General features: G+C 28.5%; 18 protein-coding genes. 15 read left to right on the top strand and 3 right to left on the bottom strand.

What is annotated here, in order from left to right:
• Window positions 1-280: 280 nt before the first annotated feature.
• Window positions 281-2,350 carry a TonB-dependent receptor gene (locus E0E45_RS11390; protein ID WP_130891282.1) on the bottom strand — a complete coding sequence of 690 codons (2,070 nt, stop codon included), beginning with the start codon at window positions 2,348-2,350 and terminating at the stop codon, window positions 281-283.
• Window positions 2,351-2,841: 491 nt separating this feature from the next.
• The gene (locus E0E45_RS11385) at window positions 2,842-3,300 is read right to left on the bottom strand and encodes a cyclophilin-like fold protein (RefSeq protein ID WP_197730056.1); all 459 of its coding nucleotides are present in this window, start codon (window positions 3,298-3,300) and stop codon (window positions 2,842-2,844) included.
• A gap of 238 nt (window positions 3,301-3,538) precedes the next feature.
• On the opposite strand from E0E45_RS11385, the gene E0E45_RS11380 reads away from it, so the two are divergent.
• Window positions 3,539-4,414, top strand: a complete 876-nt coding sequence (locus tag E0E45_RS11380) for a LysR family transcriptional regulator (RefSeq protein ID WP_130891281.1) — start codon at window positions 3,539-3,541, stop codon at window positions 4,412-4,414.
• Between the two features lie 140 nt (window positions 4,415-4,554).
• Here E0E45_RS11380 and E0E45_RS11375 read toward each other — a convergent pair whose 3' ends face one another.
• A complete protein-coding gene (locus tag E0E45_RS11375) occupies window positions 4,555-5,274 on the bottom strand; it encodes a GntR family transcriptional regulator (RefSeq protein WP_130891280.1) in 720 nt (239 codons plus the stop codon).
• 172 nt (window positions 5,275-5,446) lie between these two features.
• Here E0E45_RS11375 and E0E45_RS11370 point away from each other — a divergent pair, with 172 nt between their 5' ends.
• The 14 genes from E0E45_RS11370 to gltS all read left to right on the top strand — a co-directional run bounded on the left by E0E45_RS11370 (window position 5,447) and on the right by gltS (window position 25,924).
• Window positions 5,447-7,021: a PTS transporter subunit EIIC gene (locus E0E45_RS11370; protein WP_130891279.1), complete on the top strand. Its 1,575-nt coding sequence runs from the start codon at window positions 5,447-5,449 to the stop codon at window positions 7,019-7,021.
• 29 nt (window positions 7,022-7,050) lie between these two features.
• A complete protein-coding gene (locus E0E45_RS11365; protein WP_130891278.1) occupies window positions 7,051-7,779 on the top strand; it encodes an N-acetylmannosamine-6-phosphate 2-epimerase in 729 nt (242 codons plus the stop codon).
• Between the two features lie 18 nt (window positions 7,780-7,797).
• On the top strand, window positions 7,798-9,330 hold the full coding sequence (locus E0E45_RS11360) for a DUF3604 domain-containing protein (protein WP_232044109.1): 1,533 nt from the start codon (window positions 7,798-7,800) through the stop codon (window positions 9,328-9,330).
• Window positions 9,331-9,349: 19 nt separating this feature from the next.
• Entirely contained in the window at window positions 9,350-10,714 is a 1,365-nt protein-coding gene (locus tag E0E45_RS11355; RefSeq protein WP_130891277.1) for a sulfatase, read from the top strand.
• Between the two features lie 291 nt (window positions 10,715-11,005).
• On the top strand, window positions 11,006-14,278 hold the full coding sequence (gene hsdR / locus E0E45_RS11350; RefSeq protein ID WP_130891276.1) for a type I restriction-modification system endonuclease: 3,273 nt from the start codon (window positions 11,006-11,008) through the stop codon (window positions 14,276-14,278).
• A gap of 13 nt (window positions 14,279-14,291) precedes the next feature.
• A complete protein-coding gene (locus tag E0E45_RS11345; protein ID WP_130891275.1) occupies window positions 14,292-15,731 on the top strand; it encodes an N-6 DNA methylase in 1,440 nt (479 codons plus the stop codon).
• The gene (locus E0E45_RS11340) at window positions 15,724-17,253 is read left to right on the top strand and encodes a restriction endonuclease subunit S (RefSeq protein WP_130891274.1); all 1,530 of its coding nucleotides are present in this window, start codon (window positions 15,724-15,726) and stop codon (window positions 17,251-17,253) included. Before E0E45_RS11345 ends, E0E45_RS11340 begins: the two co-directional genes overlap by 8 nt.
• Window positions 17,254-17,292: 39 nt before the next feature.
• Entirely contained in the window at window positions 17,293-19,134 is a 1,842-nt protein-coding gene (locus E0E45_RS11335; protein ID WP_130891273.1) for a DUF262 domain-containing protein, read from the top strand.
• Between the two features lie 148 nt (window positions 19,135-19,282).
• Window positions 19,283-20,221, top strand: a complete 939-nt coding sequence (locus E0E45_RS11330; RefSeq protein WP_130891272.1) for an ADP-ribosylglycohydrolase family protein — start codon at window positions 19,283-19,285, stop codon at window positions 20,219-20,221.
• 203 nt (window positions 20,222-20,424) lie between these two features.
• A complete protein-coding gene (locus E0E45_RS11325; RefSeq protein ID WP_130891271.1) occupies window positions 20,425-20,733 on the top strand; it encodes a DUF3870 domain-containing protein in 309 nt (102 codons plus the stop codon).
• A 114-nt stretch (window positions 20,734-20,847) separates the two neighbouring features.
• A complete protein-coding gene (locus tag E0E45_RS11320; protein WP_130891270.1) occupies window positions 20,848-22,152 on the top strand; it encodes a Na+/H+ antiporter NhaC family protein in 1,305 nt (434 codons plus the stop codon).
• A gap of 24 nt (window positions 22,153-22,176) precedes the next feature.
• Window positions 22,177-22,902, top strand: a complete 726-nt coding sequence (locus E0E45_RS11315) for a serine hydrolase (protein WP_130891269.1) — start codon at window positions 22,177-22,179, stop codon at window positions 22,900-22,902.
• A 15-nt stretch (window positions 22,903-22,917) separates the two neighbouring features.
• A complete protein-coding gene (locus E0E45_RS11310) occupies window positions 22,918-24,498 on the top strand; it encodes an N-acyl-D-amino-acid deacylase family protein (RefSeq protein ID WP_130891268.1) in 1,581 nt (526 codons plus the stop codon).
• A 232-nt stretch (window positions 24,499-24,730) separates the two neighbouring features.
• Entirely contained in the window at window positions 24,731-25,924 is a 1,194-nt protein-coding gene (gene gltS, locus E0E45_RS11305; RefSeq protein WP_130891267.1) for a sodium/glutamate symporter, read from the top strand.
• Window positions 25,925-25,947 lie beyond the last annotated feature (23 nt).

Raw genomic sequence — 25,947 nt, 5'->3', positions numbered from 1 at the left:
TCTTTCTCCCCTTTTAGATATCTTTGTTAAAAAATAAAAGTATTATATTTTATAGTGTAAAAATAATTTTAATTTATTATACACTTTTATTTTAAAATAGACAAATGATGATAAAGAAAATTAATGTTATAGAGATGAAATGGTATTTTTTACACTTGACTTATCAAATCATTTATTAATAGAATTTTTATAGAAATTTGATATATAAAAAATAGAGTTAAAATATTAACAAGTAATTTTTTTATAAGTTAATTTTATAGTTTAAAGGGAAAATTTATTATTAAAACTGGAATTTGAATCCTACATAGTAATTTCTTTCATATGCAGGGTCATATAAAAATTCATTAGTAGAAGAACTGTATGAAACGTAGTCATAGTATTTTTTATCAAAGACATTGTTTACTCCGGCATATAAATTAAGACTTTCAGTAGCTTTAAAGTTAGCTCTGATATTAGCTACAGCATGTGCATTTTTCTTTCCGCCTTCATTATTGTTTGTAAGGTAAGTTGCACTTTTATAAACAACATCTCCACCAATATTAAATCTTTCATTAAATGAATATAATACACCTAAAGATAATTTATGATTAGGAACATAAGCTATTCTTTTTCCATCTAATTTTTCTCCATTATCATTAGCTTTTTTTACTTTAGCATGTACATAATTATAACTCTCACTAAAAGTAAATTTACCTATATCTTGTTTAGCTGCAAGTTCAAGTCCGTATCTTTCTGTTTTATCCAGATTTATATTTTCTATTGAATGCTGTGTATTAGAGGCATGACCTGAACTTCTAATTTCATCATTTGTCAAAGTATAAAAGACAGCTCCATTTAATTCTGAAATTCCAAATGTATCCCTAAATCCTAACTCAAAAGTGTTATAAGTTTCAGAATCAAGATCATTGAAATAATATAGACCAGCTTTACTTGGGTCTGGATGTGAAGCAGAATATCTGTTAGTGATTAAAGCAGGAGCAGGAAATGTGAATCCTCTTTCATACTTTAAATAAACATTCCCAGTGTCAGAATAAAGATAATTTACTGCTAATTCAACAGCAAAATTATCTGCATCTTTTGTATTTCCACCAAGATCTAATTTATTTCCAAAACTTTTTCTTTTCATATCATAGTCAGCTTTTTCATATCTAAATCCTTGAATAAATTCAAAATTTTCATATTTATATGTATTTAATACAAAACCGCTGATAGATTCTTTAGTAGCTTTTAAATCAATGTTAGTCATTGGTATTGTAGCACCCATTCTTTCCATATACATATTTTGTTTTCTGTGCAGTTCATTATCTAAATATTCTATACCAAAAATAATATTGCTGTCATTTCCATATTTATATTTTAATTTTGCTGTTGCACCTTTTTTCTCATCATCAAAAGCAGCTTTCATATTCATACCACTTGCAGCAGTAACCATTTTATAGTGCATATCAGTATTTTGGAAATAACCTATTAAATTTAATTCCATATTTTCACTTATTTTTCCTGCATATTCCAATGAGAATTCATTTTTATCTCTATCCCATTTATCAATATCGCTGGGATTTTTTCCACTTTGTTTTCTATCATTGTCAACCTGTGCTTTAGTTAATGAATTAGGAATTTCAGACTCACTGTCATATTTTGAATATCTAAAAGTAATGCTATGGTCATCAGATATATCATATCTCAATTTAGTGCTGAAATGATTTGCATCTTCTTCATTATATTTTCTGTATCCATTTACTTCATTTCTTGTATAGGCTAAATCTATATCAAGTTTTCCAACTGTATGTCCAGCAGATACTTCATAGGTATTTCCTCTATAGTTTCCATAACTGTATCCAGCAGTAGCTCTAGGGCCAGTTTGTTTTTTAGTGATAACATTTACTACTCCCCCAGAAGTTCCACTTCCATAGAGAACTGCTCCCCCACCAGGAATTATTTCTATTCTTTCTATCTGGCTGATAGACACTGTATTTACAGGAGTGCCTACATGAGAAGTATCTGAAGCATTAGCACGAATACCATCAACAAGAAGTTGAACATTAGTCATAGCCTTTGCCATTCCTTGTCCTCTCATATCAATGACAGGCATTCCCATTTGGTACTGTACATTAACAGCTGGAACATCTTTCAAGGCGTCTTCAATTGAAGGATAATGTTTTTCTTCAATTGTTTCACTGACAACAATAGTAGGATTGCTTGCTCCATCCCTTACAGTAGTTTCAAAACCTGTGCTGGAATAAATAACAGTGTTTCCTAGATTTATTCCTTCTGTATTTTCAGAACTTGAATTAGCAAAAATTGTAGTTGAAATTAATAATGAATGTAAAGCTAATTTTTTAAAATTCATTTGTTTCTCCTTATCTTTCCATAGAAATTTATAATTGTTGTACACTCTTACTTTAAATAAAAGTAAGGCTGAATTCCCCTCAGTTATCATTTTAACTATAGTTTAGTAAATCAAACTAAATCAATATAAAATGAAATCATCTTTTTTATAATAATATTTTTATTTTATTTTGTCAACAAATATTTTGCTTTAAATAATATTTGTAAAACAAAATAAAAAATAAATTAACTATGAAATATATTCAAAGATGTATTTGATTTTAAAAATATTATATAAAAAATTAAATATTTGAAAAATTAAAAAAGAAGTACTTTAGATGTCTAGAGAAGAGTTTTGAAGTTATTATTAAAAAGAGATTTTAACAGTTTAAGAAAATATTTTTATAAAAAAATAGGGTAATCTACTCAGTAGAAATTTTTTTAAATTTAACTACTTTTCAATTACTCTATTTCAAATTAATAAAATATATACTTTTATTTTTAAGAATAATGTCAATACAAAATATTTAATTTTACTTTTATATTTCTATTTCCTAAAGCAGCTGTGAGTTCGTCTATATTTTCAATATATCCAATCTTTGTATAGCTGTAGGAGGTATGAAAGTTTTTATAAAACAGTACTAAACAATCAGAACCAAATAACATCAAATCTCCTGCTTTAATTTCGCTAATATTTTGAGAATCAGCAGGTAATTTTTTAGGGAGATAGGAATACTTTTCATTTCCATTTAATTCTTTCATATCTAATGTCAAAGGAAGCTGGGTAATTAAATTTTGAGCAGCATTATTATCAAATAATTTTATCGTAAAATTTTTATTACCTATTTGCATATTTATAGTTTTTATAACTTCTTTTTTTAAATTATCATCATTTAAATTACTATAACTTTCATAATTTTTAAAAAATAAAATTATAAAGAATGTATAAAAATAAATAGAGAATTTTTTCATCTAGTCCTCCTTTAAAAAAATTAAATATTGTGTACTATAATTAAATTTAGAATTTTTATTTTATAAAGCTGTAAAATTTAGTAAGATTATTATACATATTCATTTTAAATCCTTTATTTATATTATAGAGTATAGATATTTTAATATCAAATACCTATATTAAATATAAAACTATGCTTGATAAGCATATTAAAAAAAGGTATAATTTTAAAAATAAAATTATTTGGAGGGATTGAATATGGAACTAAGGGTTTTACGTTATTTTGTTGCTGTAGCTAGGGAAGAAAGCATTACAGGTGCAGCAGAATCTTTACATGTAACACAACCTACTCTTTCTAGACAACTTATGGAATTAGAAGAAGAATTAGGAAAAAAATTATTTATTAGAGGAAGCAGAAAACTTACTTTAACAGATGAAGGAGTCCTTCTAAGAAAAAGAGCAGAGGAAATAATTGAACTAGTAGAAAAAACAGAAACAGAAATTATAACCTCTGATGAGATTATAAATGGAGATATTTATATAGGTGGAGGAGAAACAGATGCTATGAGAATAATTGCTCAAACAGCAAAAAAATTACAAAAGGAATATCCTAATATAAGATATCATATATTTAGTGGAAATGCAGATGATGTTACAGAACGGTTGGATAAGGGATTATTGGATTTTGGAATATTAATCGAACCAGCTGATATAGGAAAATATGAATATATAAAACTTCCCGCAACGGATATATGGGGATTATTAATGAGAAAAGATAGTCCATTAGCATTGTGTGATACAATAAAGCCAGAAGACTTATGGAATATTCCACTTTTATGTTCCAGACAATCAATGGTTGGAAAAGAAATTTCAGAGTGGATAGGTTTAGATTATGATAAACTGAATATTGTAACTACATATAATTTAGTTTACAATGCTTCTCTTATGGTAGAAGAAGGTATTGGATATGCATTGAGTCTTGATAAATTAGTAAATACTACAGGAAATAGTGCTTTATGTTTTAAACCATTAGAACCAAAATTAGAAGTTGGTCTAAATATTGTATGGAAAAAATCTCAAATATTTTCTAAGGCAGCTAAAAAATTTTTAGAAAGATTAGAGATGGAAATATAAAAAAATTAAATATTTAAAAAGCAAATAGTATCAAAATTTTATATGTATATTATCAAAAATAAAATAAGAACCCATAGATTTAAAAAATGATTATTTAAAAATCTATGGGTTCTTTGATAATATATTTTAATATAATAGAATTATTTTTCAACTTTCTTTACTATGTTTAATTGGTATAATTCTGTATTCATATATAGCTCATTATAGTCAAAAAGTTCTCCATTTGATAAGTATGTAACATTTGATAATTTTAAAATAGGTGTCTTAGAAGAAATTTTTAATTTTTCAGCTATATTTTCAGGAGGAAACACAGGAGTTATATTTTGATAAGAAATAGAAATTTCCATTCCTTGCTTTTTAGCATATTCATACTTAGAACCTTCCAATATTTTTACAGATATCTCAGGATGTTTAGATATTTCCATATATGTTTTTTCAAAAAGAATAGGATCATTGTCAGCAAATCTAATTCTTTCAATATAATAAATCTTTTCATTAGGTTTTAGTCCCATTATCCTTCCAATATGTTCTCCAACTTTTGTTATATAAAAAGTTTCTACTATTGACCATGGTTTTTTTCCCATATCAAGAATATCTTCAGTAAAACTTTTAAGGAGAGGAGAACGCTTTAAAGTATTTTCTTTTGATACAAAAGATCCCTTTCCCTGTATTCTGTATATGATACCTTTATATGCCAGATTACTTAGTGCTTGACGAACAGTAACTCTGGAGCAGTTAAATTTTTCAGATAGTTCTGCTTCTGTTGGAAGAATATCATTAACTTTATAATGATTACTTTGTATTCCTTCAACTATGTAACTTTCTATCAATTGATATTTTGAAACTTTTTTATCTTCCATAATATACTCTCCTTATTTATATTTACAACTTTAAAAAAAATAATACAAGTTTTATATAATGTATAATACAACATATAATTTGTATTGACAAGTTATTTTTTATGAATTATAATCAATTTAATTAAAGTATCTTAATAAAATAAAGTACATAAATAAAATGTGGAGGTTGATTATGGAAGGGAAAGTTAGTTTAAAAGACAATCTTTTTAGCTTAGGACAACAGTTAGGTAAAGCTATTATGATGCCTATTTCTATTTTGCCAGTAGCAGGGCTTTTACTTGGTATTTCTGCTGCATTATCATCAGGAGCAGTAATAAAAGCTTATTCTATCTTAGATAATGCTGTTTTACAAGGATTGCTTAAATTAATGAATGCTGTAGGAAATGGGGTTTTTGCTGCACTGCCATTAATTTTTGCTGTTGGTATAGCTGCTGGATTAGCAAAAAATGAAAAAGGATCTGCTGGTCTTTCAGCAGTTGTTGGGTATTTTGTTCTTTTAACAGGAACAGGGGCATTTATAAGTATTTTTGGAAAAGAAGCTCCTGCAGGTGCAGATATTCGTCTTTATGGACAGGCTGTGCAGTTTGGGATAAAAACTCTTAATATGAATGTCTTTGGAGGAGTTTTAGCTGGTATTGTAACTGGTGTTGTTCATAATAAATACTATAAAACTAAACTTCCAGATGTATTAGCTTTCTTTGGGGGAGCAAGATTTGTTCCAATAGTTAATACTGTTGTATTTATGTTTGTATCTTTAATCATGGTTTTTGTTTGGCCAGCAATAGCAGCTATGATTGCTTATTTTGGAGTTTTAACTCAAGGGTTAGGAATATTTGGAGCATTTATGTATGGGCTTGTTCTTAGAGGATTCTATGTTTTAGGTCTTCACCATGTATTCTATCTTCCATTCTGGACTACAGCTGCTGGAGGAACTTTAGAAGTTGGGGGAAAAGTTATTGAAGGATGGCAAAATATATTCCTTGCACAATTAGCTGATCACAATACAGTACATTATTTTTCAAATATAGCTCTTTACAACAGTGGAAGATATTTCCATATGATATTTACAATGCCTGCTATATGTTTAGCTATGTATACAGCTATTCCAAAAGGGCCGAAAAGAAAAGCAACATTTGGATTTTTACTTTCAATAGGACTTACAAGCTTCTTAACTGGAGTTACTGAGCCAATATCATTTGCTTTACTATTTGCTTCACCTTTACTTTTTGTGGCAGAAGCAGTTTCTTTTGCAATATCTTTTGTTATTGCAGCAATAGCTAAAATTACAATAGGATCTACTTTCTCAGCTGGATTAGTCGAATTTCTACTATTTGGAGTATTCCAAGGAAATTCTAAAACTAATTATATCTGGATACTTATTCTTGGAATTCCAATCTTTATAGTAAATTATCTGTTATTTAAATTCTTAATAGAAAAATTGAATGCTAAAACACCTGGAAGAGAAGATGATGAGGAACAAGAAAAAGGGCTGAAAGGAAAATATACTTCTGGAGAAGCTAAAACAATAATAGAAGCTTTGGGAGGAATGGGAAATATTTCTGACATTGATAACTGTGCAACAAGATTAAGAGTTACAGTAAAAAAATTAGATGTTGTAAATATTGATTTATTAAAACAAACAGGAGCACATAATGTTGTTACTAGAGGAAAAAATCTTCAAATAATTTATGGGCCAACAGTAAATCTTATCAAAACAGAAATTGATGAATATGTTGCTACACTATAGAATATAATAAATATAAGGATAGTGATTTTATGAATGATAAGAACAAGAAAATAATAGAAGATATAAAAAATGGTTTGATACTATCATGCCAAGTAAAAAAAACAGATCCTCTTTATCTTCCTGAGATAATAGAAAAACTAGTGGCATGTGGTGAATGGGGAGATGCCTGTGGATATAGAATAGATACCCCTGAAAACATAGCTAGAATAAGAAAAGTTACTAATAAACCTATAATAGGTTTATGGAAGATAAATATTGATACAGAAGATGTTTTTATCACTCCAAGCATGAAAGAGGTAGATGAAATAGTAAAAGCTGGAGCTGATATTGTAGCAGTTGATGCTACAAACAGAATAAATAGTTATGGCAGAAAAGCTTATGAACTTATTTCAGAAATAAAAGAAAAATATCCAGATTTATTAATACTTGCTGATATTAGAAATGCTCAAGAGGCAAAAGAAGCTTTAAAAATGGGAGCACATATGGTTGCTCCCACACTATATAGATTTAATGATAATCCAAAATTTACAGATTCTCCTGATTTTGAAGAGTTAGCAAGAATTGTAGAAGCTTGTGAAGGATTGGGACTTGTAATTATGGAAGGAAAAATAGCTTCTCCTGAAGAGGCTGTTCAGAGTCTTTATCTTGGAGCTCATGCTGTTGTAATTGGAAGTGCAATCACAAGACCTCATCTGACAACATTGAGATTTACAAGTGTTATGAATAAGTATAAAAGAAAAATTCCATTAAAATATTAGATAGGCTGGTGAAAAGTTATGAACAAATATAAAATATTATGGAGTGATATGCATAGTAATCTACATCATGAAAGCATAGATGAACTGCCTTCATGGTTTGAACAGGTAAAAGATATTTTTGATTTTTGGCCGTTTGCATATTATCCATATTATATGAGAAAAGATGAGTGTGGACTGGGAGTAGAGGATATCTACCCTATAGATAAAGTACAGGCTGACTGGGAATATGTAAGAGAATTTACTGAGAAAGTTAATAAAGAAGGATTTCCTATGTTCATGGGGTATGAATGGCAGGGAGCAGGAAAAGATGGAGATCATAATGTTTTCTTTTTAAAAAATGATCAAAATCCATATTTTCCTCTTAGATATTCAGAGCTTGAAAAAAACTTTAGAGAGGCTGATTGTATAGCTATTCCTCATCATTTGGCTTATGAACTTGGTCATAGAGGAAAAAACTGGGAAACACATAATGATAAATTTTCACCATTTGCAGAAATTTATTCATCACATGGTTCTAGTGAAAATGACGAAAGTCAATTTACAATGGACAGACATATTCATATGGGACCTAGAACAGGAGTGACAGCTGTAGAAAAGGGATGGGAGAAAGGACATCAATTTGGAGTTATAGCTTCAGGAGATAATCATTCTGTTCCTGGAGTTTATGGATTTGGGTATATTGCTGTATTGGCTGAGGATAATACAAAAGAAAGTATCTGGGATGCCTTTATAAATAAAAGAGTCTATGGAGTAAGCAAAGATAGAATAAAAGTAGATTTTTTAATAGATGATACTGTTATGGGGGGGAGTGTATCTCCGAAAAAAGATTCTAAACTTGTACTGAATGTAGAAGCTTCAAATGCAATAGATAGAATAGAAATTATAGAAGACAACATAACGACTGAAATGATTCCCCATACTTCAACATGGGAAAAGGAATCTCTTGGAAAAAATGTTCAATTTAAATTTAAAGCAGAATTTGGATGGGGACCAGACAGAAGAATATTTCCTGATATAAAATCAAGAAACTGGAGTGGATCACTTTCAACAGAAGGAAAAATTTTATCTATTGAGAAATGCTGGAGCAATTTTGGGCAACGTCTATATGATGTTACAGACAGCAGCTGTAAGTTTGATTTAACTTCATATAAAACAACAGCTACAGGAAAATGGATGGGGCCTAGTGCTGTAACTACAGAAGGATTTATATTTGAAATATCAGCTCCTATTGATAGTTTTATTGTTCTTACAGTTGATGGAAAAGAATATAAGTTTGAGGTAAAAGAATTGTTTGAATCTTCCAGATTGATACCATTATTGGAAGAAGCAGAAGAACTTTTAAAAGAAAACTTTAACTTTACTGAGTACTATAGAACTGATCCTTGGTGGCACAATGCATATAAGATAAAAATTTCTAAAGCTGTTCCTGTTTCAGGATATACAAGAAGAATAGAAAGAACTATAGATACTACTAATGTTTCAAATGTTAGAGTAAGAATATGGCAGAAAGATGGTGGAGCTGCATGGAGTTCACCTATATTTGTAAAATAAAGGAGGCTATCAGTCAAAGATGAATGTTATATATATAAATACACATGACAGTGGAAGAATGTTGAGCCCTTATGGATATGATATTCCAACTGAAAATCTAAAAAAACTGGCAGAAGACTCTGTGGTCTTTACAAATGCTTTTTGTGCAGGGCCGACTTGTTCTCCAAGCAGAGCTGCTCTTTTAACAGGAACTTTTCCACATCAGAATGGGATGCTTGGGTTAGCTCAAAGAGGATTTTCTCTTTACAATCCTGAAAAACATTTAGCTAATTTTTTAAAGAATAATGGATATAATACTTGTTTATGTGGAATACAGCATGAATATGGATGGTATCTAGATTTAGAAAAAAATGGGCTGCATAATTTGGGATATAATGAAATTCTTACAACGGATTCTAAATCATTTAAAAAAGAAGAGCTTCATTTATGGGATAGAAATAATGCTGTAGAAGTAGTTAAATGGCTTGATAACTATAATGAAGAAAAACCATTTTTATTATCTTTTGGGATGCACAGCACACACAGACCTTACCCAGTAGAAGTAGCTGAGTTTATAGATGAAAGATATGTAGTTCCTCCTTATCCAATTACTAATAATGAAGAAAACAGACATGATCATGCTCAGTATATGACAACAGCTCATTATGCAGATGAAAATATAAAAATGATAGTAGATGCTTTAAAGAGAAATAATCTTTATGAAAATTCTATTATAATTTTTACTACAGATCATGGATTGGCACTTCCATTTAATAAATGCAATCTTACAGATACTGGAATAGGAGTTTCATTGATAATAAAAGTTCCTAATGCAGATTCTAATGGAAAAGTTGTGGATAGTCTGGTTTCACAAATAGATGTATTTCCTACATTGTGTGAACTTCTTAATTTAAATAAACCTGATTATCTGGAAGGAAAGTCTTTTGCAGAAGCTTTTGTTGATAATAAAGCTGTTCTTGATGAATACATATTTGCTGAAGTCAATTTTCATACATCATATGAACCTGTAAGATGTGTAAGAACAAAACATTACAAATATATAAAATACTATGATGAAACTTGGAATAAAGTTAATCTTTCAAATATGGATGAGTCTGTACCAAAAGATTTTCTTATGAATAATGGACTAAAAGAAAAAGTTAAATATAGAGAAGGGCTTTTTGACCTCTATTATGATCCAACAGAAAGAAATAATCTTGTAGAAGACTCTAAATATAAAGAAGTTTTAGAAAAGTTAAGAAAAGTATTGCTTGAAAAACAGGTGAAAACTGATGACCCTATTTTAAAAGGAGCACTTGAAATAAAAAAAGGATATAAAGTAAATAAAGTAGAGTGTGAAACAGCTTCAAGTAAAAATAAAGATGACTATATTTCATATAATTAAAAAATAAAAAAATTTGAAAGGCTATAGATAATTTGATTTGTCTGTAGCTTTTTTTATTTATCAGAAAAAAACTTTATCAACCACTTATAAACAAATATTTTATCATAAAAAATTATTATTTAGAAAATATTAGAAAAAATCTATAGTGGTATATAAAAATGTGCTAATTTATGAAATCAGTAGAAGGAAGAACTATTAATCTCCTTTAAAAAATGATACAATTAAAAATAAGGAAAAAAATTAATATCAAAAATATTTAAATATAAGTTCTAAAATATGGAGGGGAAAAGAATGTATACAAATTTTCAATTTTTAAAAAAAGATTGGGATATTTTAGCTAAAATTGGAGAAATGGCAGAGTACACTCTTCATAAAGACCCTAATACTGCAATTATAAAAATAAGACAATTGGGAGAATATATAGCAAAGTCTATGCTGAAAGTTGAAAGATTAGCTGAACCAGAAAGTGGGAGTCAATTAGATAGAATAAAAATTTTAAAAACTTATGATCTAATTCCAGAGGATATAGAAAATATATTACAGCTTATTAGGAAAAAAGGGAATACAGCTGTGCATGATATGTCTGGAAATGAAAGTGAAGCAGAGACTCTTTTGTCATTAGTAGTAAAACTTTGTAGTTGGTTTAATGAAATTTATGGAAGTGATTACTCTTTCAATTCAGAATTAGTTCAATACAAAAAGCCAGAGAGAGTTGATTATAAAGAAGCTTATGAAAAGCTTTTATCAAAAGTACAAGAAGAAGAGGAAAAGAATAAATTTGAAAAATTAGTACCTGAAAAACTTTCTTTTAGAACACCTGAAGAAAGAATTCAATTGATAAAAAATAAAAAAAGTGTTGAATTAACTGAAGCTGAAACAAGAGCTCTAATTGACCAGCAATTAAGAGATGCTGGATGGGAAGCAGATACAATAAAGTTTAATTATAAATCAAATAAAACTATGCCTGAAAAAGGTAGATTTATGGCAATTGCAGAATGGCCATGTATAAAAGAAGATGGGAAAAATGGATATGTAGATTATGCTCTTTTTTATGGAAATACTCTATATGGAACTTTAGAAGCTAAAAGAAAAAAAGTTGATATAGGCAATGCTTTAAGAAGAGAAAGTAGAATGTATTCCAAAGGAGTGATGATATTAGATGGAATTAAACTTTGCGAAGGAGCTCCTTTTTTAGATGAATATAAAGCTCCATTTATGTTTTCAAGTAATGGACGAGCTTATAATAAGGAATTAATTGATAAATCAGGAATATGGTTTTTAGATGGAAGAAGACAGAAAAATTCTCCTAAAGCTTTAAAAGGATTTTATTCTCCAAGAGATCTTAAAGAATTATTAGCTAAAGATGAGATGTTAGCAAATAAAATTTTGCAGGAAGAACCTATGGAATATCTAAAATCTAAAAGTGGATTAGGTCTTAGAAATTATCAGATTGAAGCAGTAAAAGCTGTGGAAGAAGCTTTGATAAGAGGACAGAATAAAGTTCTTTTGACTATGGCTACTGGAACTGGAAAAACAAGAACTGCTCTGGCTATCTTGTATAGGTTACTGAAAAGTAAAAAATACAATAGAATATTATTTGTAGTAGATAGAGCAAGTTTAGGTGAACAAGCAAAAGATACTTTTGATAATGTCAAAGTAGATCAACAATTAAAAATTTCTGAAATTTATGATATTAAAGGATTAAAAGATAAAAAGCCAGAAGATACTACAAAAATACATGTAGCTACTGTTCAAGGACTTATGAAAAGAGTACTATACTCAAATGATGATACAGTTACAGTAGGACAATATGATTGTATTGTAATAGATGAAGCTCATAGAGGATATATTTTAGATAGAATTCCGACTGAAGAAGAAGCGGTTTTTAATGATGAAAAAGAATATCAGAGTAAATATCGTAGTGTGGTAGATTATTTTGAGGCTGATAAAATAGCTCTAACAGCTACTCCAGCAGTTCATACTTATGAAATATTTGGTGAACCTGTATATCAATATTCATATAGACAGGCTGTTTTAGATGGACATCTTGTTGATTTTGAACCACCTTACAGAATTATAACAAAGTTATCTAGTGATGGAATACATTTTGAAAAAGGAGCTGAAGTAAAAGTTTTTGACTCAGAAACACAAGAGATAAAAGTTATAAAAGATTTAGAAGATGAATTGGATTTTGATGTAGACAAATTTAATACTAAAGTTATAACAGAAGGATTTAATAGAGCTGTTTGTTCTGCATTGGCAAATTATATAAATCCAGAAGGCCCTGAAAAAACTCTTATTTTCGCAGCTACTGATGAACATGCAGATATGTTAGTTAGAATATTGAGGGAAGAATTCGATAAACTTGAGATGTATTCTATGAATAATGATATGATAGAAAAAATTACAGGGTCAGTAAAAGATGTAGATAAGCTTATAAAAAAATTTAAAAATGAAAATTATCCAACAATAGCAATTACAGTAGATCTTTTAACTACAGGAATAGATGTTCCTAAAATTTGTAATCTTGTATTTTTAAGAAAGGTAAAAAGTAGAATTCTTTATGAACAAATGATAGGAAGAGCTACAAGATTATGCGAAGAGATAAATAAAGAATATTTTAAAATTTATGACGCAGTTGATATCTATCCAGATTTAAAAGACTATACAGATATGAAACCAGTTGTAGCAAATCCTAAAATAAATTTGAAAAAACTCCTTGGAGATTTGGATAAAATTGATGGAAATGATAAAAATATGGAGTATCTTTTAGATGAAGTAGTTGGAAGAATTCAAAGAAAGAAGAATAGAATAAAAAAAGCTGGTTCAGATCATTTAAAAGTTTTTTCTAACTATATAAGAGGAGAAGAAGTTTCTGATATTGATGAATATGTAGATTATCTGAAAAATACTCCAAAAGAAAAAATCTATGAAACATTGATGAAAGAACAAAAATTTCTTTTACATTTAGATGAACTAAAAATAGCAGAAAAAGAAAAAGTAATTTCTGAACATGCAGATGAAATAAAATATATTAGACAAGATTTTGGAAAAGCTGAGAGACCAGAAGACTATTTGGAAGGTTTTAGAGAATATGTTTTAAATTCTTCTGACAAAATAGAAGCAATTAAGATATTGAAAAAATCACCTCAAGATTTTAAAAAAACAGATTTAGAAGAAATTATAAAAGTTCTGGATATAGAAGGATATAATAAAGCAAGTTTAAATGCTGCATATAAACAAGTTAGAAATGAGGATATTTTAGCAGATATGCTGACTTTTATTAAAAATGCAATATATGGATCTCCTATAGTAGATAGAGAAAAAAAAATAAATGATGTTATGATTAAAATAAAAAGACTAAAAAATTGGTCTCCAAAACAAAAAATTATTCTTGAAAGAATAGAAAGTCTGTTAAGAAGTGATGGATATTTAACTAAGGAAGACTTTGAAGCTGGAATATTAAAAGAAACATATGGAGGATATTCAAAAGTTGATAAGAATTTAGAAGGCATGTTAGATGAAATTTTAAATGTAATTAGCAAGGAAATAATATTAAACTAGCAGGGAGATAAAAATGACAAGTAACGAAGTAGTACAAAAATTATGGAACTTATGTAATGTTTTAAGGGATGATGGAATTACATATCATGAATATGTAACTGAATTAACATATATATTGTTTTTGAAGATGTCTTCAGAACTAGAAAATGAAGAAAAAATAGGGATTCCATTAAAGTATAGATGGAAAGAATTGGCAAAGTTAGAGGGAATAGAATTAAAAAATAATTATCAAAAATGTTTATTAGATTTGGGACAAATTGATGGGAAGCTTGGAATTATCTACAGAAATGCTCAAACGAAAATTGAGGAACCAGCAAATTTAAAAAAGATTTTTAATGAAATTAATAAAATTGATTGGTATTCTGTAGATAAAGAAGATTTAGGAGATCTATATGAAGGACTTTTAGAGAAAAATGCTTCTGAAAAAAAATCAGGAGCAGGGCAATATTTTACTCCTAGAGTTCTTATTGATTCAATTGTTAGAATTATAAAACCAGAATTAGGGGAAAGAATATGCGACCCAGCAGCAGGAACATTTGGGTTTATAATAGAAGCAGATAAATATTTGAGAGGAAAATATGATGACTATTTTGGTACTAAAGAAAGACCAGTAACAGATGAAGAGAGAGAATTTCAAGCAAGGGAAGCTTTTTCTGCCTGTGAACTTGTGCCAGATACACATAGATTAGGAATAATGAATGCATTGCTTCATGGAATAAATGGAAACTTTATCCAAGGAGATTCTTTGTCTGAAACAGGTAAACAGCTTAGAAACTTTGATCTTATCCTTTCAAATCCACCATTTGGAACTAAAAAAGGTGGAGAAAGAGTAACAAGAGATGACTTGGTTCATGAAACTTCAAATAAACAGTTAAACTTTTTACAGATTATTTATAGATCTCTGAAAACAACAGGAAAAGCTAGAGCAGCTGTAATTATTCCTGATAATGTATTGTTTGAAGGTGGAGTTGGAAAAGATATAAGAATAGATTTATTAAATAAGTGTAATCTTCATACTGTATTAAGATTACCAACTGGAATATTTTATGCTCAGGGAGTAAAAACAAATGTATTATTTTTTGAAAGAGGAAGAACTGATGTAAATAATACAAAAGAAATCTGGTACTATGATTTAAGAACTAATATGCCAAATTTTGGAAAGAATACTCCTCTTACAAGAAGTCATTTTGAAGAGTTTGAAAAAACATTTGATTCAGTAGAAGAGAAAGAAAAATTAGAGAGATGGAATTTAATAACTCTTGAAGATATTGTAAAAAAAGATTATTCATTGGATTTAGGTCTAATAAGAGATGACTCAATGATTGATTCTGATGATCTGCCTGATCCTATTGAAAGTGCTCAAGAATCTATAGATAAATTAGAAGAAGCAATAGATTTGCTTAAGAGTGTGATAAAGGAGTTAAATCTTTGTGAGGTGGAAAACAATGGCTAAAAACAAAGAATTAACTCTTGAAGAAAAGCTCAGAGAAGCTCTCATTCCCAAAGAGGAACTGCCATATGAGATACCTGAGAGCTGGGAGTGGGTAAAGTTAGGAAATGTTAGTGAAATAAATCCTAAGAAAAAAGTATTAAATATTGATGAAAATGAAAAAATATCATTTTTACCAATGAAATCAATTTCAGATGTAACGGGAAGAATATTAAATATTGAGTATGAAAGTTATTCTAAATTAAAAAAAGGATATACACAATTTTTAGAGAATGATATTCTTTTTGCTAAAATAACCCCTTGCATGGAAAATGGAAAATGTGCTATAGCTAAGAATTTAAAAAATGGAATAGGATATGGAACTACAGAATTTCATGTTTTAAGAACAACTTATGCTTTAAATAATAAATTTCTATATAATTTTTTGAGACAAGAAAGGTTTCGGCAAGAGGCAAAATATAATATGACTGGAAGTGTTGGATTTAGGAGAGTTCCAGTAGAATTTTTAAAAAGATATATATTTCCCTTACCTCCTTTAGAAGAACAAAAAAGAATAGTAGAAAAATTAGATTCTATGTTTGAAAAAATAAATAAAGCAAAAGAGCTGATACAAGAGGTAAAAGAAAATATTGAAAATAGGAAAGAATCTATTTTAAATAAGGCATTTAGGGGAGAATTAACTGCTGAATGGAGAAAAAATAATCAAACTGAAGATGCAATAGAACTTTTAAAAAGTATTAATGAAGAGAAAATAAAAAATTGGGAACAAGCATGTATTGAAGCTGAAAAAAGTGGAAAGAAAAAGCCAAGCAAACCTAAAATTGAAGAGATAGAAAATATTATAATTTCTAAAGAAGAAGAACCATATGAGATACCTAAGAATTGGAAATGGGTGAGATTAGAAAATGTAACTTCCAAAATAACAGATGGGACTCATAAAACGCCTACTTATATAGATGATGGAGTTCCCTTTATTTCAGTGAAAAATATAAAAAATAATAAAATATATTTTGATGATATAAAATATATTTCACAAGAAGAGCATAAAGAATTATATAAAAGATGTAATCCAGAGAAGGGAGATATTTTAATAACTAAATCTGGTACAATTGGTAGAACTGCAGAAGTAAAAGAAGAATTTGAATTTAGCCTTTTTGTTAGTGTTGCATTAATAAAAAATTACAAGAATATTATTTTAAGCAAGTATTTATTATATAATACAAATGATTATATGAATAAAATAAATATTGCTAGTGATATAAAAGGAGGAGTAATAAAAAATTATCATATTAGTGATATAAAAAAACAGCCTATTCCTCTTCCTCCATTAAAAGAACAAGAAGAAATTGTAAGAATATTAGATGAAATACTAGAGAAAGAAAGTAAAATAAAAGAGCTTATAGAATTAGAAGAAGCAATTGAATTACTTGAAAAATCTATTTTAGATAAAGCTTTTAGAGGTGAATTAGGAACTCAAAATAAAGAGGATGAACCTGCAATAGAACTTTTGAAAAAAATATTATAATTTAAAATAAAAAATATAAAGATAATAGGGGAAAAATATATGAATAAAATTTTAGCTAAAGAATATAGTATTAATGATATTTTAAATAAGAAGAAATATTTTGTAGATGATTATCAAAGAGAGTATAGATGGGGAAAAAGGAATATAGATGATTTATTAAATGATTTATGGAGTAAATTTAATGACAGTTTTATGGTTGGAGACAGAGTTGAAATAGTAAAAACTTATAATTCATATTTTTTAGGTTCTATTTTAATCAGCGAAAAAGATAATAATTCTTATTTAGTTGATGGACAGCAAAGGCTCACATCTTTATCATTGATTATAATATATCTATATATTCACTTAAAAGAATGGGGATTGCTGGAAGAAATAGATGATTTTGGACAATTGATTTATTCTTTGAGTTATGGTAAAAAAACTTTTAATATTCAAGTTCCTGATAGAGAAAAATGTATGGAAGCATTATTTAATAATCAATATAAAGAATTTACAAATGCTTCTGAAAATACTTCTAGCTTTAATCTTTTGGAAAGATATGGAGATATAGAAGAATTTTTTCAGGATATTGGATTGTCACCAGAGAATATATTACATTTTTCTTATTGGTTAAAGGATAATGTATTTTTAGTCAGTATAACTACTTCATCTGATGATGAGGCTTATACTATATTTGAAACTATGAATGATAGAGGACTTAGCCTTGATAGTACAGAAATGCTAAAAGGATATCTTATTGCTAATGTTTCTGAAAATAATAGAAGTAGGCTAAATGAGATTTGGAAAGATATCATTATAAAACTAAAAAGTATAGGAAAAGAAGAAGACAGTATATTTTTTAAAAACTGGATAAGAGCAAAATATGCAAATAGTTCTAGAACAAAAAAAGCAAATGGAGGGTATACTTCTGAAGATTTTGAAAGAGTTGGAAATGCCTACCATAAATGGATTAAAGAAAATAGAAATAAAGTGGGACTAAGGGACAAAGAAGATTTTGAAAACTTTATAGAGATGAACTTAAAAAAATATAGTGATGTATATTTAAGAATAAAAGAATTAGAAACAAAATTGGATTTAGACTTTAAAGAAGTTTATTGTAATGCAAATCAGGATTTTACACTTCAATCTATGCTTATTTTATCAGCAATTGAATTGTCAGATTCTAATGAGATTGTTGATAAAAAAATAAAGATGGTTTCTACTTTCATAGATATCTTTATTGTAAGAAGTATTGTGAACTACAAGCTTTTAGGGTATTCAGGAGTAGTATATAGAATTTTTAATTATGTCAAAAAAATTCGTGAAAATTCAAAAGATTTAAATACTTTAAGAGAATGTTTGAAAGATCTTTTAGACAATTTATCAGATAAATTTGAAGGACTAATGGAATATCATTTAAATAAGCAAAATAGAAGAAGAATACATTATTTTCTAGCGAGAATAACATCTTATGTGGAAGAAGCAAGCGGGCATTCTTCAAGAATTGATTCATATTTGAATAAAGCAAAAGGGAAAGATTATGAACTTGAACATATAATAGCTAGTAATTTTAAAGATTATTCAAGTTCTTTTGATTCAGAGGAAGATTTTCAAGTAACAAGAAGTTCAATAGGAAATTTAGTATTACTACAAAATGGAACAAATCAAAGTTTAGGGGATAAACATTTTAGAGAGAAAAAAATAAGATACAAAGGTGAAAATTTGTTACTTCAATCTTTGTGTGAAGAAACATATATTTCAAATCCTAATTTTACAAATTTTGTAAAAGATAATAATTTTAATTTTCATTCAGTAGAAGATTTTAATAAAAGAGAAGTGAAAGAAAGAACTGAATTATATTGTAAGTTAGCTGAAAAAATATGGGATACAAATAATTTATAACTATAAAATAAAGTTAAAAACTGAGAAACTAAGACAAGGTTTCTCAGTTTTATATTAAGGAATTTAAAAATTTATATATTTAAAATTATACAAATTTTTAAATAAAATAACTATTTATAGAATAAAAAGAAAAAAGGGGAATAGATTTATGAAAAATAAAGTTTTAGATGGAATCATGGGCTTATGTGTTGGAGATGCATTGGGAGTTCCAGTAGAATTTATGAAAAGAGAAGAGTTAAAAAGAAATCCTGTGATAGATATGAGAAGTGATGGAACTTACAATCTTCCAGCAGGAAGTTGGTCAGATGATTCAAGTATGGCATTAGCGTTATTGGATAGTTTAAAAAATGGTTTAAATTATAGAGACATTATGGAAAAATTTGCAGAGTGGTTTGAAAAAGGAAAATATGCACCATATGGAGAATGCTTTGATATAGGGATTGGAACAAGAAAAGCTATTTACAGATATTGGGATGGAATAGATCCTCTAGAATGTGGTGGAGATAGTGAATTTGATAATGGAAATGGATCATTAATGAGAATATTGCCAATATTATTTTATTTATGTGACAAATATAAAGAGATAACTTTTAGTGAGGAAGCTATGGATATTATACATAATATTTCTTCACTTACTCATAAACACAAGAGAAGTATGATAGCATGTGGAATTTATATTTCTATTGCTCATGAAATATTTTTAGGAGAAAGATTATTAATAGATGCTGTTAATAAGGGGATTAGTAAAGCTAAAAAATTTTATGAAGAAAAAATGGAATATGTAGAAGAATTAAAATATTATTCTAGAATATTTGATAATAATTTTAAAAATCTTACTGAAAATGAAATAAAAAGTTCAGGCTATGTAGTTGATACTCTTGAAGCATCTATATGGTGTATTTTAAATACCTCATCATATAAAGAAGCAGTATTGAAAGGAGTTAATCTTGGTGAGGATACAGATACTACTGGAGCAGTAGTTGGAGGGTTAGCAGGGTTATTTTATGGATATGAAAATATACCAGAGGAATGGAAAAAAGTTATTGCAAGAAGAGAATGGATAGAGGAATTATGTAAGATATATTAAAAGATATAAAGAGTTTTTTAAGTTTATTTGAATGATATAAGTAAAGTATTTATATATACATTTTATCTGAATCGTATAATAGATATATTTAAAATATATATAATGGAATAGAGATAAAAGTTTGATTTTTAAAATTTAGTATGTTAGAATAAATTACAAAATGGTTTTTTTATTAAAAAATATAGTTATTGGAGTACATTAAAATGGATAAAAAATATATTGTAGGAAATGCGAAAACTAATTTAGATAATCCTATAACTAAAAATTATAATAAATTTTTTCTGGCATTTATAGTATCAGATAAAGACGATATTATATTAGAAACAGAAGTATCATCTATCCTGAAAATAACTAATTCTTTTGTGAGAGAGATATTTATAGGAAAAAATTTTATAAAAGATCAGGATAAAATAATAGCAGAAGTTGAAAGAACTTATTTAGGAAGTTCACAAAAATCGATAATAGTTGCATATAAAGATGCGATAAAAAAATATATAAAGTCTAAGAATTAAAACACTTGTTTACAGTTAAACATTTAAGTAAGTAAGGTCTAAAATTCTACCATTTCTTTTTGAATGCGTGAATTTTAGACCTTTTTTATTTATAAAACACAGAGGAGGGATTTTATGATATTTGGATTACCAGCATTAATAGGTTTTTTACCACTAGTTATTTATTTGTACCTTGCATTTAAGGGGAAAAATCTGCTTTCAACAGTTATCATCTGCGTTTTAGTAGGAGCAGTTTTGACAGGGCAGACACCAGTGAGTTTATCAAATGAAATAGCAAATGGACTGAAATCATTTTTGGGACTTATTGGATTCATTATTATGATGGGAGCAGGATTGGGAGAAGTGCTGACTGAAACAAAAGTTGCCAGAAATCTAGTAGAAATACTAATAAAAAAAGTAGGAATAAAAAGTCAGAATCAAGCTATAATAGTAACAATGGGAACTTCAACTCTGCTGGTTTCTCTATTGGGAACTCTAGCAGGAGCAAATGCTATGATAGCACCAATATTGATACCAATAGTTGCAAGTTTTGGATTGACACCTAATGCATTAGCAGTTATCCTTCATGGAGCAGGAGCATGTGGATTGTTCCTAGGGCCATTTGTTCCTCCAGTAATTACATTGATGGGACTTACAGGTCTTACATATGGAGCATATCTGGCTAATGTAGGTATACCAGTAGCTGTTCTTGTACTTATAACTACTTATTACACAGGAAGAAAAGTACAGAAGCAGTATGAAGGAATTGAAATGTATTCAACAGAGGATATGGATAAAGATGAAGAATTTGTATCTACACCTGAGATAAATAAAGCAACAATGGTATTTGCCATAGTAATGATAGGAATGCTTGCATATGGTATATATGCAAAAGCAGGAGCAGCCTATGCAATCGTAGTTATGCTTGCAGTAGCTTTTACAACAGGACTGGCAGCAGGAAGAAGTATGATGGATATTATAGGAAGCCTTACAAAAGGTGCAACAAGAATGTTCTGGCTGTTCTTCATGTTTGTATTATATGATCCATTCTTGAAATTTGTTACAATGACAGGAGCATTTACTACATTGGGAGATATGCTGAAGCCATTGATAGATATAAGTGGAGATATAGGATTTATAATAATAAGTACTCTGGTAGGAATATTTGGAGTATCAGGGGCAGCGGTAGCACAATCAGTTGTATTGAATGACTTATTCAAAAATATAGTTGTAGATATAAATTTACCTATGACAATATGGGGAACTGTACTTCTGATTGGTTCACAAATAACGTCTTTTGCTTATCCAACTGGGGATATGATAGGACAGATGGGATTGGCACGTTCAAAAGATTTAAAAAGTATGATAAGAAATGGAATGTCAATAACCATAGTAATGATAATATATGTAATAGTAAGAGCAGTTATTTATTCAATTTAAAATAAAATATGGAGGGGTTGAATAATGGAAAAAAGAATAAGAGAAATAATAAGTGAAAACAGTGGAGTAACTGGAGTATTGCTAAGAGATTCAGTTGGGAAAATAATAACAATAAATGAAGAAGTAGTTTTTCCATCAGCAAGTCTAATAAAACTTTTTATTCTTATGGCATTAAATAAAGAGGATTACAATAAAAAGATAGAATTAAAAAAAGAAGATAAAGTTGGAGGATGTGGGATACTAAAAGTAATGGGAGATGGACTTCTTCTTACAGTGAGGGATATAGCTTATCTTATGATATGTCTTAGTGATAATACAGCAACAAATATCCTTATAGACTATATTGGAATGGATAAAATAAATAGTTGTATCAAAGAAAAAGGATTTATAGGAACTGTTTTAGGAAGAAAAATGATGGATGCAGAAGCTAGAAAAGCTGGAAAAGATAATTTTACTACTCCAAAAGATGTATTGGGAGTGCTGGAAATATTATGTAAAAATCCAGATGATTTAGATATGTTAAGAAATCAGGCTTCTAATAACAAAATACCTCTTTATTTTGCAAGAGAAGTGGATTTTGCACATAAGACAGGAGAGCTTATGTATATAGAACATGATGCAGGAAGATTATTCTATGATGGAGGATGGGTAGATATTATAATTCTTACAAAGGACTTAGAGAAAAATGAGGATGGAATCAAGATAAATAGTTTAATTGGGAAAATAATTTTTGATAACTATTGTAAATAATGAGTGGGAGGAGCAATGGTATTTGATTTAGTTATAGAAAATGGAAAAGTTGTTTTTGGAGGGGAAAAAGCAGCTGAAAATATTAATATAGGAATAACTGGAGATAGAATAACTGAAATATCGTCAGAAAAATTAGAAGGAAAAAAAGTAATAGATGCTTCTGGAAAAATTGTTTCTCCAGGTTTTATAGATCCCCATTGTCATTCTGATTTAGCAGCATTTTTTTCTGAAGAAATGACAAGTAAAATACTTCAGGGAGTGACAACAGAAGTAAGTGGCAATTGTGGAATAGGAATATCTCCAGCAGGTGAAGAATACAATAATGAGTTTAAGCAATATGTAAAAGATCATTTTGTATTGCCAGATGATAACACTGAATTGGAAGATATAAAAAGTATGAAAGATTTAAAAGAGGCAATAAATAGAAAGGGGTTTATTACAAATCAGGCTTACCTTGTAGGAACTGGCTGTATAAGAGTAGATAGTATAGGATTCAGTACTAAAAAATTAAATAAAGATGAGCTGAAAAATATGCTTGGAGTCTTAGAAAAAGAACTTCAGGAGGGGGCATATGGAGTATCTTTTGGACTTGTATATCAGCCAGGAAATTTTATGGATAAAGATGAAATAACAGAAATATTAAAAATTACAGCTAAATATAATAAAACAGCTTCTTTTCATATAAGAAATGAAGGAGAAAATGTTATAGAATCTATAAAAGAGGTGCTGGAATGTGCTGAAAAAAGTAAGTGCAGAGTAAATATATCACATTTGAAAATAATGGATAGAAGACTTTGGGGGAAATCAGATGATATTTTAAAATTAATAATAGAAGCAAGAGAAAAAGGATTGGATATAACATATGATCAATATCCTTATACTGCAACTTCTACCACTCTCATGGTTCTTATTCCAGAAAAAATATTTGATGGTGATGTAAAGAAATTTATTGAGAGAATAAATATTCTTACTGAGGATGAAAAAAAAGATATTATGGATATTGTATATAAAAGGGGAGGAATATCTAATATATTGATATCTAATAGTTTTCTCCCAGAGAATAAATTTTCTGGAAAAACAATTTTGGAAATAAAAGAAGAAACTAAAATGGAGGATATAGAAACAATTCTTTATCTCATAAGAGAAAGTGCGGGAAGAGCAAAAGCAATTTATTTTTCTATTGGAGAAGAGGATATGTACAACTTTATGAATACTGGAATAGGGGTAATAGGAAGTGATGGAAGTTCAGTACCAGTTGAAAAAATTCAAAAATTTGGCATTCCACATCCAAGAAACTTTGCAACTTTTCCTAAATTTATAAGAATAAATAGAGAAAGAAAAATGTTCAGCATTGAGGAAATGGTAAATAAAATAACTTCTAAGACTGCTGATATTTTTTCTATAAAAGAAAGAGGAAGAATAGAAAAAGGATATTTTGCAGATATAACAATATTTGATTATGAAAAAGTTCAGGATAAAGCTGGATTTGAAAATCCTTTTATAAAGTCTGAAGGAATAGAATATGTTATAGTTAATGGAAAAATAGCAGTGAATAATGGAAGATTTACTGGAGAAAAAGCAGGAAAATGTATTTAAAAAAATTTTTTAATCAAAATGGGCTTAAAAACTATTCAGTTTTTAGGCTCATTTATTTTTATGTAAGAAAACAAGATTTTTTATTGACTTTTTAGATAAAAGAGTTTATATTTTAAATATAATATATTCTATAGAATGTATAATGTTTAAAAGAAAATGGAAATGACTATGACATTATAAAAAGCCCAAAGCAGTTCTATAGATAAATCACTGAGAATAAAGGAGGAAAATTATGGTAATTGATTTAAACTTGTTTCTTACAACTGCATTGGCTGTTATCGTTTTATTAGTGGGAGATTATGTTAAAAAAAGAGTAGAAATACTTAGAAAATTCTGCATACCTATACCAGTAATTGGAGGACTTATTTTTACAATTTTGGTATCAATTGGTTACAGTACACAATTATTTACATTCAAGCTTAATTTTGCCCTCAGTGATGTATTTATGCTTGCGTTTTATTCAAGTATAGGATTTACTGCAAGCTATAAATTATTGAAAAAAGGTGGACCTAAAGTTATAAAATTCCTTATAGTTTCTATAATAGTAGTTATTCTACAGAACTTCTTAGGAGTATACCTAGCAAAACTATTGGGATTAAGTCCTTTAGTAGGGCTGGCAACAGCATCTATACCAATGACAGGAGGACATGGAACATCAGCAGCATTTGCTCCAGTATTGGAAGAGGCAGGACTTCAAAATGCTCTGACTATAACTCTTGCAGCAGCTACATTTGGACTGGTAGCAGGAAGTTTAATAGGTGGACCTACAGGTAAGTTTTTGATTGAAAAGTATAAACTTATAACAGGTAAGGAAACAGAAAAAGTAGAAGGAATAGAAAAAGTTGAAAAGGGAAATGAAAAACTTGATGAAAAAAGAATATATTCAGCTGTTTATCAATTATTGGTATCTATGGCTCTTGGAAGTATAATATCAATGCTTTTGAAGAAAACAGGGCTTACATTTCCAGCATCAGTTGGAGCAATGATTGCAGCAGCAATAGTAAGAAATATTGCAGACTACTCAACTTGGCTGAAAATAAAAGAAACTGAAATAAGAATAATAGGAGATATTTCGTTGATACTATTCTTAGCATTCTCTATGATGAGTTTAAAATTATGGCAGCTTACAGATCTTGCAATTCCAATGATAATACTATTGATAGCTCAAACTATATTGATGGGGCTATGTGCAGTATTTTTAACATATAAAGTGATGGGAAAAAATTATGAAGCTGCAATGATGGCAGTAGGACATTGTGGATTTGGACTTGGAGCAGTACCGACAGCTATGGCAAATATGCAGTCTGTTGAAGAAAAATATGGACCAGCACCTACAGCATTCTTTATACTTCCATTAGTAGGAAGTTTATTTATAAACTTTTTCAACTCAGCAATAATAGTAGCTTTTATAAACATATATAAATAATAAAAAATAACATAAAAGTATAT

It is taken from the genome of Fusobacterium ulcerans ATCC 49185 (genome assembly GCF_900683735.1).
GTDB classification, from domain to species: Bacteria; Fusobacteriota; Fusobacteriia; order Fusobacteriales; family Fusobacteriaceae; genus Fusobacterium_A; species Fusobacterium_A ulcerans_A.
This window is presented reverse-complemented; position numbering and strand designations above follow the sequence as displayed.

Excerpts from the sequence above, each read along its gene's own strand:
- E0E45_RS11315 (WP_130891269.1), top strand. The coding sequence starts at position 22,177 with ATGGAAAAAAGAATAAGAGAAATAATAAGTGAAAACAGTGGAGTAACT.
- E0E45_RS11330 (WP_130891272.1), top strand. The coding sequence starts at position 19,283 with ATGAAAAATAAAGTTTTAGATGGAATCATGGGCTTATGTGTTGGAGAT.
- E0E45_RS11365 (WP_130891278.1), top strand. The coding sequence starts at position 7,051 with ATGAATGATAAGAACAAGAAAATAATAGAAGATATAAAAAATGGTTTG.
- E0E45_RS11370 (WP_130891279.1), top strand. The coding sequence starts at position 5,447 with ATGGAAGGGAAAGTTAGTTTAAAAGACAATCTTTTTAGCTTAGGACAA.
- E0E45_RS11325 (WP_130891271.1), top strand. The coding sequence starts at position 20,425 with ATGGATAAAAAATATATTGTAGGAAATGCGAAAACTAATTTAGATAAT.
- E0E45_RS11355 (WP_130891277.1), top strand. The coding sequence starts at position 9,350 with ATGAATGTTATATATATAAATACACATGACAGTGGAAGAATGTTGAGC.
- E0E45_RS11380 (WP_130891281.1), top strand. The coding sequence starts at position 3,539 with ATGGAACTAAGGGTTTTACGTTATTTTGTTGCTGTAGCTAGGGAAGAA.
- hsdR (WP_130891276.1), top strand. The coding sequence starts at position 11,006 with ATGTATACAAATTTTCAATTTTTAAAAAAAGATTGGGATATTTTAGCT.
- E0E45_RS11375 (WP_130891280.1), bottom strand. The coding sequence starts at position 5,274 with ATGGAAGATAAAAAAGTTTCAAAATATCAATTGATAGAAAGTTACATA.
- gltS (WP_130891267.1), top strand. The coding sequence starts at position 24,731 with ATGGTAATTGATTTAAACTTGTTTCTTACAACTGCATTGGCTGTTATC.
- E0E45_RS11390 (WP_130891282.1), bottom strand. The coding sequence starts at position 2,350 with ATGAATTTTAAAAAATTAGCTTTACATTCATTATTAATTTCAACTACA.
- E0E45_RS11320 (WP_130891270.1), top strand. The coding sequence starts at position 20,848 with ATGATATTTGGATTACCAGCATTAATAGGTTTTTTACCACTAGTTATT.
- E0E45_RS11385 (WP_197730056.1), bottom strand. The coding sequence starts at position 3,300 with ATGAAAAAATTCTCTATTTATTTTTATACATTCTTTATAATTTTATTT.
- E0E45_RS11340 (WP_130891274.1), top strand. The coding sequence starts at position 15,724 with ATGGCTAAAAACAAAGAATTAACTCTTGAAGAAAAGCTCAGAGAAGCT.
- E0E45_RS11360 (WP_232044109.1), top strand. The coding sequence starts at position 7,798 with ATGAACAAATATAAAATATTATGGAGTGATATGCATAGTAATCTACAT.
- E0E45_RS11310 (WP_130891268.1), top strand. The coding sequence starts at position 22,918 with ATGGTATTTGATTTAGTTATAGAAAATGGAAAAGTTGTTTTTGGAGGG.
- E0E45_RS11335 (WP_130891273.1), top strand. The coding sequence starts at position 17,293 with ATGAATAAAATTTTAGCTAAAGAATATAGTATTAATGATATTTTAAAT.
- E0E45_RS11345 (WP_130891275.1), top strand. The coding sequence starts at position 14,292 with ATGACAAGTAACGAAGTAGTACAAAAATTATGGAACTTATGTAATGTT.